This window comes from Vibrio sp. YT-18 (assembly GCF_033337345.1).
Taxonomy (GTDB): domain Bacteria; phylum Pseudomonadota; class Gammaproteobacteria; order Enterobacterales; family Vibrionaceae; genus Vibrio; species Vibrio alginolyticus.
In genome coordinates this window covers 24,351-38,557 of record NZ_JAWOQO010000029.1, presented here as the reverse complement: position 1 = coordinate 38,557, position 14,207 = coordinate 24,351, and the positions used below count along the sequence as shown (strand labels likewise).

Annotated in this window: 13 protein-coding genes, 1 tRNA gene and 1 riboswitch; of the genes, 11 read left to right on the top strand and 3 right to left on the bottom strand. The window is 45.9% G+C overall.

Annotated features, from left to right (window positions below; all coding sequences use genetic code 11):
* Nucleotides 1-134: 134 nt before the first annotated feature.
* From R7M72_RS23095 to thiH, 9 genes are all read left to right on the top strand, one after another.
* Nucleotides 135-211 (top strand) — tRNA-Trp (locus R7M72_RS23095).
* A 244-nt stretch (nt 212-455) separates the two neighbouring features.
* Nucleotides 456-1,838 carry a multicopper oxidase family protein gene (locus R7M72_RS23090; protein ID WP_005386248.1) on the top strand — a complete coding sequence of 461 codons (1,383 nt, stop codon included), beginning with the start codon at nt 456-458 and terminating at the stop codon, nt 1,836-1,838.
* Nucleotides 1,839-1,961: 123 nt separating this feature from the next.
* Nucleotides 1,962-2,345, top strand: a complete 384-nt coding sequence (crcB, locus tag R7M72_RS23085) for a fluoride efflux transporter CrcB (RefSeq protein WP_005378811.1) — start codon at nt 1,962-1,964, stop codon at nt 2,343-2,345.
* A gap of 60 nt (nt 2,346-2,405) precedes the next feature.
* Nucleotides 2,406-2,504: riboswitch (TPP riboswitch) on the top strand.
* Nucleotides 2,505-2,667: 163 nt separating this feature from the next.
* Nucleotides 2,668-4,608, top strand: a complete 1,941-nt coding sequence (gene thiC, locus R7M72_RS23080) for a phosphomethylpyrimidine synthase ThiC (RefSeq protein WP_225462360.1) — start codon at nt 2,668-2,670, stop codon at nt 4,606-4,608.
* Nucleotides 4,608-6,023, top strand: coding sequence for a thiamine phosphate synthase (locus tag R7M72_RS23075; RefSeq protein WP_318056339.1), 1,416 nt, complete (start codon nt 4,608-4,610; stop codon nt 6,021-6,023). Before thiC ends, R7M72_RS23075 begins: the two co-directional genes overlap by 1 nt.
* Nucleotides 6,010-6,783 carry a HesA/MoeB/ThiF family protein gene (locus R7M72_RS23070; protein ID WP_213971133.1) on the top strand — a complete coding sequence of 258 codons (774 nt, stop codon included), beginning with the start codon at nt 6,010-6,012 and terminating at the stop codon, nt 6,781-6,783. The genes R7M72_RS23075 and R7M72_RS23070 overlap by 14 nt, the downstream gene beginning before the upstream one ends.
* A 38-nt stretch (nt 6,784-6,821) precedes the next feature.
* Nucleotides 6,822-7,076 carry a sulfur carrier protein ThiS gene (thiS, locus tag R7M72_RS23065; RefSeq protein WP_005378804.1) on the top strand — a complete coding sequence of 85 codons (255 nt, stop codon included), beginning with the start codon at nt 6,822-6,824 and terminating at the stop codon, nt 7,074-7,076.
* Between the two features lie 5 nt (nt 7,077-7,081).
* On the top strand, nt 7,082-7,849 hold the full coding sequence (locus R7M72_RS23060) for a thiazole synthase (protein WP_318056338.1): 768 nt from the start codon (nt 7,082-7,084) through the stop codon (nt 7,847-7,849).
* A gap of 34 nt (nt 7,850-7,883) precedes the next feature.
* Nucleotides 7,884-8,996, top strand: coding sequence for a 2-iminoacetate synthase ThiH (gene thiH / locus R7M72_RS23055; RefSeq protein WP_252041353.1), 1,113 nt, complete (start codon nt 7,884-7,886; stop codon nt 8,994-8,996).
* A gap of 114 nt (nt 8,997-9,110) precedes the next feature.
* Here the strand turns inward: thiH and R7M72_RS23050 are convergent, their stop codons facing one another.
* Nucleotides 9,111-10,901 (bottom strand): aminopeptidase P family protein, encoded by a 1,791-nt coding sequence (locus tag R7M72_RS23050; RefSeq protein ID WP_318056337.1) that lies wholly within the window; start codon nt 10,899-10,901, stop codon nt 9,111-9,113.
* 203 nt (nt 10,902-11,104) lie between these two features.
* Nucleotides 11,105-12,046 (bottom strand): LysR family transcriptional regulator, encoded by a 942-nt coding sequence (locus tag R7M72_RS23045; RefSeq protein ID WP_318056336.1) that lies wholly within the window; start codon nt 12,044-12,046, stop codon nt 11,105-11,107.
* 107 nt (nt 12,047-12,153) lie between these two features.
* On the opposite strand from R7M72_RS23045, the gene R7M72_RS23040 reads away from it, so the two are divergent.
* On the top strand, nt 12,154-13,347 hold the full coding sequence (locus R7M72_RS23040; protein ID WP_318056335.1) for a multidrug effflux MFS transporter: 1,194 nt from the start codon (nt 12,154-12,156) through the stop codon (nt 13,345-13,347).
* A gap of 91 nt (nt 13,348-13,438) precedes the next feature.
* Nucleotides 13,439-13,720, top strand: coding sequence for a hypothetical protein (locus R7M72_RS23035; RefSeq protein ID WP_005378786.1), 282 nt, complete (start codon nt 13,439-13,441; stop codon nt 13,718-13,720).
* A 31-nt stretch (nt 13,721-13,751) separates the two neighbouring features.
* Here the strand turns inward: R7M72_RS23035 and R7M72_RS23030 are convergent, their stop codons facing one another.
* On the bottom strand, nt 13,752-14,207 hold the full coding sequence (locus tag R7M72_RS23030) for a DoxX family protein (RefSeq protein ID WP_033907322.1): 456 nt from the start codon (nt 14,205-14,207) through the stop codon (nt 13,752-13,754).

Sequence of the window (14,207 nt, the reverse complement as noted above, 5' to 3'; positions counted from 1 at the left end):
TGGTAGTTCAGTTGGTTAGAATACCGGCCTGTCACGCCGGGGGTCGCGGGTTCGAGTCCCGTCCACTCCGCCACTTAATATCGACAACCTCGCTTATGCGAGGTTTTGTCAAATCTAGAATATGAAAATTCTATAGGGGTGTAGCTCCAATTGGCAGAGCAGCGGATTCCAAATCCGCGTGTTGGGAGTTCGAATCTCTCCACCCCTGCCACATATCAGGCTCTGACTTAGGTCAGAGCCTTTTTTGTATCTGGTTTCTTCTCATTATTACAGCTTATTTCTACTCTTATCCCGTAAGTATGGCTTTCTGCTGTACTTTGGCAGCATTTAATCTACTGAACGAACGAAACTACAGTTAGCTGTAATGATCAGTGGCCCGAAATTTTGATAATAAAGGGGAATCACTATTTATATTTAGTTACACTCAACCGATCTGGATTAATGAGTAACTATGTATGGATATATCTCGTCGACGCTTTCTTCAATCATCCTTAGCAATCTCCGCGCTTACCGTTCTACCTACATGTTCTCTATCTAGGAGCACGAATAAGCAGGGGCAATATATATACGATATCACTGCAGAGCCTTCTACTGCAGAATTGATCCCTGGGTTTAACACAGACGTACTCGCATTTAATGGTTCGATTCCAGCGCCTACGATTCATTGTCGCCAAGGCGAGAAAGTTATAATTCGGTTTACTAACAAGCTTTCAGAGCCGACTACAATCCACTGGCATGGCTTGCGAATTCCTATTGAAATGGATGGTGTCCCTTTCTTGAGCCAGCAGCCTATCATGCCAGGTGAAACATTCGTTTATGAATTTACACCACCAGATGCGGGTACATTTTGGTATCACCCACATATGAATAGTGTGAAGCAGCTTGGTATGGGCTTAGTCGGGCTAATTGTCGTTGAAGAGGCAGAGCCGGTTCAGTTTGATGAAGAGCATGAAGTCGTCCTCAAGCATTGGCATTTAGACAAACTAGGTCAGTGGAAGAACCTTATGGTGCCGCGCTTGAGCGCTCGTATGGGGACTCCCGGAGAGTGGAGTAGCGTCAATGGCGTGCATGAACCTGTTTATACGCTGAAGCAGAATGCCACTACGCGATTAAGAATTGCTAATGTCGATAATACCATTACTTACCCGATCGCTATTGAAGGTGCAGAGGCTTGGGTTATTGCTATTGATGGTAATCCTGTTAAAGCGCCTTATAAGCTCACTCAGCACAAAATTGGTCCGGGAATGAGGTTAGATATCGGATTGATTGCTCCGAAGGCTGGAACACGTGTTTATGTGCGTCAAATGAAAGGACGCTTCCCATTCCCTTTGTGCGAGTTTGACGTTGTTGAGTCTGACTTGCCGAGCAACCAGAAACTGCCTTTATTACCTCTCAACCCTGTGCCAGCTCTCGATTTGAAAAATGCAGAGCAAATCGATTATGTGTTTGAGTGGGAGGGGGCGATCACTCCTGCTGATAAATCGGGCAAAGCGATACCTAAGTTCTGGCTGATGAACAAACGGGCTTGGGAGGGAATGAGCAAAGATAATATTCCAGCGCCGCTTTCAACATTGGAGATGGGAAAAACCTATATCTTCAACCTAAAGAACGTCACCCAATATCATCATCCTATTCATCTTCATGGACACACATTTAAGGTTCTTGAGTTAGATGGTAAAAAACTCGACGAACCGTTTCATACCGATACGGTCTTACTTGGAAAAAACGGCAGTGCGAAAGCGGCATTTGTTGCAGATAACCCAGGGCGTTGGATGTACCATTGTCATGTAATTGAACATATGAAGACGGGTTTGATGGGTTACATTGAAGTAAAGTGACTCCTGTAACTTTTAAAATCTTGATAAGTTTTAAGCGCTATACTTTGCTGAATTCTAAGATTGTATAATCACTATTGCCGTAAATTTGATTACAATGTCGCCATTAACTTTTCTGGGGGAATTATGGGGCAACTATCCGTTTTGGGTTTTATTGCATTGGGTGGTGCATTTGGTGCATGTTCTCGTTACTTAATTTCTGAACTTTGTGTCATTTTATTGGGGCGTGGTTTTCCATATGGTACGTTAACCGTTAACGTTGTTGGCTCATTTATGATGGGCTTATTGATAGCAGCTTTCGATAATGAACTTTTGGCAACGGAACCTTGGCGACAAGTGATTGGCTTGGGTTTTTTAGGGGCACTAACGACGTTTTCCACCTTCTCGATGGATAATGTGTTGCTTATGCAGCAGGGCGCTTTCTTTAAGATGGGGTTGAACGTATTGTTGAATGTAGTGTTAAGTATTTCAGCTGCGTGGATAGGCTTTCAATTATTGATGCGCAGCTAGCAAAGTAGTTAAAAATTGAACAGGTCGGCTTGGTTTCACCAAGCCGTTTTTATATACTGACATCACTTGTCGGAGTGCCATAAGGCTGAGACCGTTAATTCGGGATCCGTTGAACCTGATCAGATTAGAATCTGCGAAGGGAACAAGAGAAGATATTCACACCGGAGCTCTTTCTGGTTGATCTATCAAAAGTCGAATGTTGTTACAGGCAAATATCGTAAGCTTTAACTAGCCTTAATTTGACTCCTCTTGTCGCATCTATCCGCCAAGCATTTTTATCCAATTACTTTTTATCTAGTATAACAAAGCAAGGAAAAATGCTATGTCGAGTCGCAAACAAGCGAGACTGGAAGCAAAACAGTTCATTGATACACTCTCGGTACAACCGTACCCCAATTCAAGCAAAGTCTACGTAGAAGGTTCACGTCCAGATATTCGTGTGCCAATGCGTGAAATATCACTCGCTGATAGCCTTATTGGAGGCACAAAAGAAGCGCCTATTTTCGAACCTAATGAGCCAGTACGCGTTTACGATACCTCGGGTGTATACACAGATCCAGAGCACACCATAGACCTCTATAGCGGCTTACCTAAGCTGAGAGAAGGGTGGATTGAAGAGCGTGCCGATACTGAGCTACTTGATGAAGTAAGCTCGGTGTACACCAAAGAACGCTTAGAAGACGAAACACTAGACGATCTTCGTTACGGTAATCTACCACGTATTCGACGTGCCAAAGATGGCCATTGTGTGACCCAATTGCACTATGCTCGCAAAGGTATTATTACCCCAGAAATGGAATATATCGCGCTGCGTGAAAACATGGGGCGTGCCAAGTATCGCGATGAAGTGCTGAATCAACAGCATCCGGGTCAAAGCTTCGGAGCGAACCTACCAAAAGATATTACCGCCGAATTCGTGCGTAAAGAAGTCGCCGAAGGTCGCGCTATTATCCCTTCCAATATTAACCACCCAGAATCCGAACCAATGATCATTGGACGTAACTTTTTGGTCAAAGTGAACGCCAACATCGGTAACTCATCGGTCACTTCTTCGATTGAGGAAGAAGTAGAGAAGCTCGTTTGGGCGACACGTTGGGGTGGAGATACCGTTATGGATCTCTCTACTGGACGTAACATCCACGAAACTCGCGAGTGGATTCTACGTAACAGTCCGGTTCCGATCGGTACCGTACCAATGTACCAAGCACTTGAGAAAGTGAATGGTGTTGCTGAAAACCTTAACTGGGAAGTGATGCGCGATACTCTGATCGAGCAAGCAGAGCAGGGCGTTGACTACTTCACTATCCATGCCGGTTTACTACTTCGTTATGTTCCAATGACAGCAAAACGTGTGACTGGTATCGTCTCTCGTGGTGGTTCTATCATCGCGAAATGGTGTTTAGCGCACCACCAAGAAAGCTTCTTATACACCCATTTCCGAGAGATCTGTGAAATCTGTGCTAAGTACGATGTCGCACTATCTCTTGGTGATGGTCTGCGTCCTGGCTCGGTTGCTGATGCTAACGATGAAGCGCAATTTGCAGAGCTTCGTACTCTTGGCGAATTGACCAAGGTTGCGTGGGAATACGACGTACAGGTGATTATTGAAGGCCCTGGTCATGTTCCAATGCATATGATCAAAGAGAACATGGAAGAGCAGTTAGAGCACTGTCATGAGGCTCCTTTCTATACCCTTGGTCCATTGACGACAGACGTCGCACCCGGTTACGACCATATTACTTCAGGCATCGGCGCTGCCATGATTGGTTGGTATGGTTGTGCAATGCTTTGCTACGTAACTCCTAAAGAGCATCTTGGTTTACCAAACAAAGAAGACGTGAAAGTAGGCATGATCACTTACAAGCTTGCTGCGCACGCCGCTGATTTGGCGAAGGGACATCCTGGTGCACAAGTTCGTGATAATGCGCTTTCTAAAGCTCGCTTCGAGTTCCGTTGGGAAGACCAATTTAACTTGTCGCTCGACCCAGATACTGCTCGTGCTTTCCATGATGAAACCTTGCCTCAAGAGTCCGGCAAAGTTGCTCACTTCTGTTCGATGTGTGGACCAAAGTTCTGCTCGATGAAGATCTCGCAAGAGGTACGAGAGTATGCGAAAGACACAGAGCAAGTTGCTGCGGACCAAGCTATATCGATCAAAATGCTGGATGATCCTCTTGAGGGGATGCGTCAGAAATCGCAAGAATTTAGAGATACAGGCTCCGAGCTATACCACCCAGCAGCACATGCCGAGGTAAGTGACTAATGAGCAAAATCCTTATTCCGTCATCATTGATTGAACTAACAGGTTTAGTTCAACAATGTTTGTTGTTGGCGAAAGAACAGGGTTTTAGTATCGAAGACATTGAGTTGGGTGTGAGCCCAACTCAATCTATTCAGCTTGTTCGCGACCAACAGACCACACGCATAACGACAGATCTTACTGATGGTTATGACTCTGAGCATGAGACTTCATTTGTGCTCTATTACCGCTCTGCTTTATCGGTAGAAGCGTGTGCTAAGCAACCGTCGAAAGCGATTTATATTGGCATTGCTGATACGCAGGTATCCGATGAAAAGGAGAAAGTGCTTCAGCTTGATATCTGGCGTCACCCCATTAACAACGAAGTGAGAGCGCTTTCCGTTAAGTCCAAATTCAACGCAATGCTAGATCCCGAACATCACCTTGCTTGGATAGTAACGCTGACAGTACTCGATTTTCCTATCGAAGATGCGTTAACACTTGCTCGAGGAATGCTAACTCAACAAGCGAATGTTTCACGTGAAACACTATTGCATGACAACCTTGACGAGGGACGAACTACTCAGTGGGCTGACCAATTTGATAATTTCCCCACACCTGTACTGGAGGATAACCGACTAGGTATTCAAGTTGGTTGGTCTGCACAAGGCGAGAGCGTTAGCTTTCCAACTCTAACTAAGCAAAGTCTGGGGCTCTATCCAGTTGTTGATGATGTTGCTTGGATTGAGCGTCTACTGCCACTAGGCATCAATACTATTCAACTGCGAATCAAGAACCCACAACAAGCCGATTTAGAACAACAGATCATTCGAGCAATTGAGCTAGGTCGTCAGTATCAAGCACAAGTGTTCATCAATGACTATTGGCAGTTGGCAATCAAGCATGGCGCTTATGGCGTTCACCTAGGACAAGAAGACATAGAAGAATCGAATTTGGCTCAGCTAACTAAAGCCGGCATTCGTCTTGGTCTTTCTACCCATGGTTATTATGAGCTACTACGCATCGTACAAATTCATCCTAGCTACATCGCGCTAGGGCATATTTTTCCAACCACCACAAAACAGATGCCATCGAAACCACAAGGCTTGGTGCGCTTGACTCTGTATCAAAAGCTGATTGATAGCATTCCTTATACAAATACAGAGGCTACTTTCCGTCCTTCAAAAGACAAAGCAGTTAGTGACCATGTGCTTGGCTTTCCGACGGTCGCGATTGGTGGTATTGACCAATCTAATGCAGACCAAGTTTGGCAAACAGGTGTTTCTAGTTTGGCAGTTGTGCGTGCTATTACGTTGGCAGAATCACCTCAGTCCGTCATCGAGTTCTTCGCACAACTGATGAAGGAAAGACAGCTAACGTTTACTGATCAGAATAGTGAATTGGCGCATAACAAGAGAGGCGAGCATGCTCACGGATAAGCAGTTTCTTCGCTATCAGCGCCAAGTCGCTCTGCCTGAAATTGCCGAAATTGGGCAAGAGCGTTTGAACAAATCGCATGTGCTGATCATCGGTTGTGGTGGTTTAGGGAGCGCAGCGAGTTTGTACTTGGCATCAGCGGGAGTTGGTAAATTGGTTGTGGTCGATGACGATGAAGTTGATAGCAGTAACCTACAACGTCAGATCATTTATCGCGAACAAGACCTCCAAGTTGCGAAAACAAAAGCGACTGTAAAGCAACTGACTGACCTTAATTCTATGGTTCAAATTCGCGCTCTTAATAAGCGATTAGACAAAGCACAGCTGCAGCTTGAGGTGATGCTAGCGGATGTGGTGCTCGACTGCACCGATAACATGCCAACGCGCCAGCTCATTAACCAAGTTTGTTTCGAGCAAAATACGCCGCTCATCTCGGCGGCGGCAATTGGTTGGCAAGGCCAATTCGCTGTCTTTGATTACCAAACACCAAGTGAACAAGAAGCGCAGAGTAAAGCCTGTTACCGCTGTTTGTATCCGTTCGACGAATTACCGCAAACGCAAAAGTGCAGTGAGAGCGGTGTCGTCGGTCCGGTGGTGGGTACACTTGGCAACTACCAAGCGATAGCGGCAATTCAAAAACTGGCGACGGGAAAGTTTCATGTCGAGACTGCCAAGTTACACCTGTTCGATGGATTGAAGCTGCAATGGCAAACCATGGCGATAAGTAAAGATAAACAGTGCCAAGTGTGTGCTCAGATTTAGTTTACGAGTAATGGGCAGAATTAAGAGAGTTGGAAGCAATGACGTTATCAGAACAACAAACAACACAAATGACAGCTGCTGACTTAGATGTGATCACTATTGTCATCAATGACCAGTCACATCAAGTTGCCAGTGAGTCAAATCTACAGCAAATCATTAGTCAATTTGCGCTGCCTGAAATGGGCTGTGTTTTTGCAATTAATAACAATGTTGTGCCGCGCAGTGAGTGGGCTAGCACAGTTCTTTCACAGGGAGATAGCATCTCTTTGTTTCAAGCGATCGCAGGGGGTTAAAGTCGATGCTTAAAATTGGTGATAAACAATTCGAATCAAGACTGTTCACGGGAACAGGGAAGTTTGCCAACAGCCGATTAATGGCAGAAGCGATTCAAGTATCGGGTTCTCAACTTGCGACCATGGCGTTGAAGCGTGTGGATGTGAACGACCAACAAGACGATATTTTGCTGCCGTTAGTACAAGCGGGTGTGAACTTATTGCCGAACACCTCAGGTGCAAAGAATGCTAAAGATGCTGTGTTTGCAGCACAATTGGCGAGAGAAGCGTTGGGTACTAACTGGTTAAAACTAGAAATTCATCCAGACCCGAAGTACTTGATGCCCGATCCAATTGAGACACTAACAGCCGCTGACCAACTGGTTCGTGAGGGTTTCATTGTCCTTCCTTATTGTCATGCTGACCCGGTTCTGTGTAAACGATTGGAAGAAGTTGGCTGTGCTGCGGTCATGCCATTAGGTGCGCCGATCGGTTCTAACAAAGGGATAGTTTCTCACGATTTCCTAGAAATCATTATCGACCAAGCTAATGTTCCTGTCGTTGTCGATGCGGGTATTGGCGCACCTTCACATGCCGCGCGTGCGATGGAAATGGGAGCGGATGCCGTGCTCGTCAATACTGCGATTGCAGCTTCGAGCGATCCCGTTGCGATGGCGAAGGCATTTAAGTTGGCGGTAGAGTCGGGGCGTATGGCTTATGAAGCCGGACTTGCTGGTAAGGTTTCTCATGCGGTTGCGTCGAGTCCACTGACGTCATTCCTAGATGAGCTTTAGTCCTAGATTGGTTTAGCTATTAAGCGAGGAAAACATGAGCTTCGTTGAACAATTTAAGCAGCTGAATTGGGATGACATTTCGATGTCGATCTACGCGAAAACGGCACAAGATGTCGAGCGAGCATTGAATAAACCCAAGCGTGATTTGGAAGACTTTAAAGCGCTAATTTCACCAGCGGCTGAAGCGTACTTAGAGCAGATGGCACAACTGTCATACTCGGCCACTCGCAAGCGTTTTGGTAATACCATGTCGCTTTATATTCCACTGTACCTTTCTAACTTGTGCGCCAATGCTTGTACTTATTGTGGCTTCTCTATGGAGAACAGAATCAAGCGTCGTACTTTGAATAGGGACGAAGTGGCTGCAGAAGTCGAAGCCATTAAACGCATGAAGTTTGATAGCGTATTGCTGGTGACTGGCGAACACGAAACCAAAGTGGGCATGAAATACTTCCGCGAAATGGTGCCGATGATTAAGAAGCGCTTTAACTATTTGGCGATGGAAGTGCAGCCGCTAGATCAAGACGAATACGCAGAGCTCAAGACATTGGGTTTGGATGCGGTGATGGTCTATCAAGAAACGTATCATCCTTCGACTTACGCCGAGCACCATTTGCGAGGTAATAAAATGGATTTCGAATACCGATTGGATACACCCGATCGTCTTGCAAAAGCAGGCATCGATAAGATCGGTATTGGTGCTTTGATAGGATTGGAAGAGTGGCGTACCGATTGCTTTTATGTTGCAGCGCACTTGGACTATCTTGAGCGCACATATTGGCAGACTCGTTACTCAATTTCTTTCCCACGTTTACGTCCTTGTGAGGGCGCGCTCCAACCAAAATCAGTCATGACGGATAAACAGCTTGTGCAGTTGATTTGCGCTTATCGCTTGTTGAATCCAGAAGTGGAGTTGTCATTATCGACTCGTGAATCACCGAAGTTCAGAGACAATGCATTACCGTTAGGCATCACCAGTATGTCTGCTGCATCGAAAACTCAGCCGGGTGGTTATGCGATGGATGATGTTGAACTCGAGCAGTTTGAGATCAGTGACGAACGAAGCGCGGGTTCTGTGGAAAATATGATTCGAGCCAAAGGTTTTGACCCAGTATGGCGAGATTGGCACTCGGCGTATTCTGGTTAAGTAGCAAAGAAAGCCTCTGGTCATCGTTATGTTTCACGTGAAACATAGGCAAAAAAAGAGGGTTGATGCAAAACATCAACCCTCAAATTTTTTCTAGCTTCTAGCTTCTAGCTTCTAGCTGTGTGCTACTGGTAGCGTTGCTTGACGAAGCCACTCTTTCACATCACTTTCAACTAGCGGGCTGATCTCATCCCATACCTTCTGATGGTAATCATTCAGCCAAGCAAGTTCTGGACGAGTTAGCATATCAACGTTGATATTGCGCTTGTCGATTGGACAGCGCGTTAGCGACTCAAATGATAGAACAGGGAAGTCACCGTTAGTTGGGGTTTCAACAACAAGCTCTAGGTTCTCAATACGGATACCAAACGCATCTGCACGGTAGTAGCCTGGCTCGTTGGATAGCACCATACCTTCTGTTAGAGGCACGTCGATTTGCTTCTTAGAAATGCTCGCCGGACCTTCATGAACACTTAGGAAGTGACCAACACCGTGACCAGTACCATGATCGTAATCGTAGCCTTCCGCCCATAGGTGCTGACGAGCTAGCGTATCGATTTGGTAACCACGTGTGCCTTTCGGGAAACGTGCACGAGCAACACCGATGTGACCTTTTAGCGCAAGAGTGAACTGTTTAATCATCTCTTGTGAAGGCTGACCGATCGCAATGGTACGCGTGATGTCTGTCGTGCCATCTAGGTACTGACCGCCTGAATCCACTAGGTAAAGTGTGTTCAGTTCTAACTTACCAGGTTCAGGTTGGTTTTCGTGATTGTAGTGACACATGGCCGCGTTGCCGCCTGCCGCTGAAATGGTATCAAAGCTAAGATCCATAAGTGTCGGGTCTTCGCTACGGAACGCTTCCAGTTTGTCTGCCAGCGTCGCTTCATCATGCAGGTTACCCGCAACGACTTCAGCATCTAACCAAGACAGGAACTTACTCATCGCTACGCCATCGCGGATATGACATGCTTTCATGCCTGCGATTTCAACTGCGTTCTTTGCTGCTTTTGGCATTAGGCATGGATCAGCTTTACTCACCACAGATGCGCCAGCGTTTTGTAGAACCAGCTTAAACCACGCGTTACTTGTCGCAGGGTCAACCAGTACATTCTTGCCAGTTAGGTTTTCTAGTCGTGCTTGCAATGCTTCTGGGTGATGAACCGTCACGCCGGCACCAACATGAGTGTCAAACTCAGCAGGTAGGCGAGCAGGATCTAGGAAGTATTCTACGCTTGAGTCTGAGTGCAGAATCGCGTGAGAAAGCAGAACTGGTAGACGTGAGACATCTAGACCACGAACGTTGAGCAACCAACAGATAGAATCAAGTGCTGTGATCACTGCGCTGTCTGCACCGGCTTTTTTCACGAGCTCTGCGATTTCTTGGCGTTTGCTTTCACTTGACTGACCAACTGCTTCTGTTGCCATTAGGCGAACATCAGAAACCACAGGAGCAGGGCGGTCGTGCCACAGTTCATCAATTGGGTTGCTATCGAGAATCTTAAGCTCAAGTGCGCCAGCAAGTTTTGCTTGTGCCATGTCTAGCCAAGCAGCGTTGTGCATGCGAGGGTCGATTGCCACAGACGCGCCATTTGCAAGATGGTCTTTAATCCAATCTAGTGCAGGCTCTTCAATCAAGTGACGGTATTCGAATAGATCAGCAGGAACCTGCTTTATTACTTGTACTGTGTAGCGACCATCAACAAAGATAGCGGCTTTGTCTTTGGTGATTACCGCAGCACCAGCAGAACCAGTAAAGCCAGTTAGCCAATGTAAACGCTCGTTGTGCGCTGGTACGTATTCGCCCAAGTACTCGTCTTCATGTGGGACAAGTAGGGCATCAATATTATGTTGTGCTAGCCATTCGCGAATTGCATTCACGCGGCTTTGGGTATCGTTGTGCATCTGTGTTATTCCTTCAAATTACCGCTCCTTCATGCTCAGGTGTGGGAGCTGTTTCCATCTGCTTCATGCAGTTTACGATTCCATTGAGGCTCGCAATCACTTCAATAGAGTCGGAGTACAACTAGGCCATAGATGAGCCAAAAAGGACTACGACAGTTAAGCTACTCATTTTAGCCGCTAAGCGCAAATTGAGTGCGGTGTTTTTATCTAAGGTGATCGGTTTTTTGTGTGATCATCGTACGTAGCCAGCCTAATGCAGGGTCGTTTTCTCTATCTCGGTGCCAGAATAAAGTGTAAGCCATAGGTGGGAATTCTAACGGTAGTGGCAGCACGACCAAATCAAGCTGTTTGGCCGCAAGTTGCACAAAATGACTTGGCGCAGTAAAGATAAAGTCGGTGTATGAACATAAACTTGCGGCACTGTTAAAGTCGGGCACGGTGACGGCAATATCGCGGTCGGCGCCAATATCTGCAAGGCGATAATCCAGCAACCAACGGTCGTTGCCATCACAACGTACTTGTACATGGCGTAGGGCGAGATAGGCTTCCAGATTCCAAGGTTGTTTTAGCGCAGGGTGGTTTTTGCGAATAATGCACATTTGGTAATCACGATAAATTTCCAACTCGCAAATGTCATCGGGTGGTTGAAGAGTCAGCTTGGCATCGTTTATATCGATATCTTTTCCAGTTAAGCCTAAATCCAGTTCGCCGCGTTGAAGCATTTTAAATGTATTATCCGACCACGGGTGTGTGCTAATTGTCACGCCAGGTGCTTGTTGAAAAATCGCCGGTAAGAAATGGGGTAGAATGAGAGGGTAGACACTCTCTACCGCTGCTATTTGAAAACGGTATTCACTGCTTTGCGGATAAAACTCTTCGGGTTGAGTCAGCACTTCTAACTGATTTATCAACAGATCCAGTTTCGGTTTAAGAAACAATGCGCGCGGCGTAGGTGTTAATCCATGTGAGTTTCGAGTGAAAAGAGGGTCATCAAATTGAATGCGCAGTTTAGCCAGTGATTTACTTACGGCAGATTGGCTTAAGCACAATCGGTGGGCCGCACGAGTAACGTTTAACTCTTCAATCAGCACTTTAAAGCAGACCAATAGATTTAAATCGATACGAGCCAGTTTTTCGACATTCACAGTGAATTTCCTCTAAGGAATAATGCTCATGATTATACATCATTTCCATTCATATCATCAGATGATTAAGCTTTACCCAAAGTTCTTTATCCAATTCGGAGTGTTGTGTGTCTAGCCAGTTTTCTAATAGTAAAAAACAGATGGCGTTATTGACCCTTTTGGTTCTTTTCAGTCCTTTAGCGATTGATATTTATCTACCTGCTTTACCTCTTATTGCTTCCACTTTTCAGGTCGATAATGCGCTAGCACAAGACACGATCACTTGGTTCTTATTTGCTATGGGTGTTGGTCAGCTATTCGCAGGTCCCTTAGCAGATAAACTCGGACGTCGAACTGTTGCATTGGGCGGTATCACCATTTACGCGATGAGCGCTTTATTGGCGTGGAGTGCTCATAATATTGAGTGGATGTTGGTTTCCCGACTGCTACAAGGCTTAGGTGCGTGTGCGACATCGGTAGCAGCCTTTGCAACAGTTCGCGATATCTTTGGCCCGGAAAAAAGCGGCAAAATGATCAGCTACCTTAACGGTGCGATTTGTTTCATTCCGGCTTTAGCTCCAATTCTAGGTAGCTGGTTAACTCAGCAATTTGACTGGCGTGCTAACTTTAGCTTTATGGCGGGTTTTGCTGTGGTGTCTGGATCATTGATGTTTTTCATGATGAAAGAGACTAACCCGTCAACAGAAAAGCAAGCGGTGTTTAAGCTTAGTCGGTATTGGGCAGTGCTTAGCACACCATCTTTTGTTTTCCATGCGTCATTATGCTTGATGGCGATGGCGGTTATTCTTGCTTACGTTACCTCAGCACCGTCGGTATTGATGACGGGGATGGGGCTGTCGATGAATGAATTCACTTTCTGGTTTGGTGTAAATGCGGTGATAAACATTGCGGCATGTATGCTGGCGCCTAAGTTTATGGAGCGCGTTGGAACTCACAACACCTTGGTCACCGGGATCTCAACTCTGGGTCTCGCAGGTGTGATCATGCTAGTGATGAATGGTCAGAATACCGCGCTTTCTTTCATGCTACCTATCTTCATGTCTTCTGTAGGTTTTGCATTCATTCTGGGTGCAGCGGCAGGGAAAGCGTTAGAACCGTTTGGTGATAAGGCGGGCACGGCAGCTGCACTGCTTGGATTGTTCCAAATGAGTGGCTCTGGTTTGTTGGTGGGTACACTGCAACGCTTATCTCTGGATCCACAAACCTTGATCGCAATTCATATGTGGGTCCTATTACCTGCGTTGGTCGTTCTGTTTACAAAAGCAGGGAAGAACTGGCACTCGAGCTTTGCGAAAGCGTAAATCAGTGTAATTTAGTATTTTCCAATGTAAGTAAGGCGTGTATATTTGTCACTCAGACTTTTCCTGACACCATAACGGAACTCAAAAAGTAATGTCGTTAACCACGTATGAAATGGCTCGTATTCTAGAGCAAATGGAAGATTCACCAGAAAAGGTGATGTTTGGCAAGTTGCTTAATGAGCTGGGTAATCAAAGCTCCGAGCGTATTCGTAGTGCGGCTAAACAAGTACCTCTGCCAATTTTGCGTGATATCGTGTACCAATTTCAGCAAGTGATTGAGTCACGCAAAGATGAACAAGTCGAGCAGATGGCAAAAGACCTCGCTCAGCAAGGTATCTCAGCAGAAGAGCTACTGGCTTACTTGAATAAATAATAAAAAATCCCCGCATGATGCGGGGATTTTTTTAGCTCGTCATTTTCTTTTTCAGGATGTGGTCCAAAGACAGCGGTCCTGGCCCCCATACGATTACGATAAGAATCATCAATCCCCAAAGTTGGTGATCATAAAAACCTTTCTCCCACAACAGTGGGTAAGAGATCACTGCGATGATGTTGAACACAAACAGCATTGCTGCCATCGGGCGGGTAATCAATCCTAGTGCCAAGAACACCGGTAGAACCAACTCCGCAGCCGTACCTAAATAAGCCGCCAATTCCCATGGCAAGATTGGCACTTGGTATTCCAGCTCAAATAAGTACAACGTGCTATCCCAAGACGAGATTTTGATTAGTCCTGAATTGAAGAACACCCAAGCAACCCAAAAGCGACAAAAGAGAAGTAGTAAAGGGACAAAGCCTGCTTGTAAGGCACTGATTAAATCATCGTACCGATTCACTAAGTTTTTAACCGTATCCGTCAT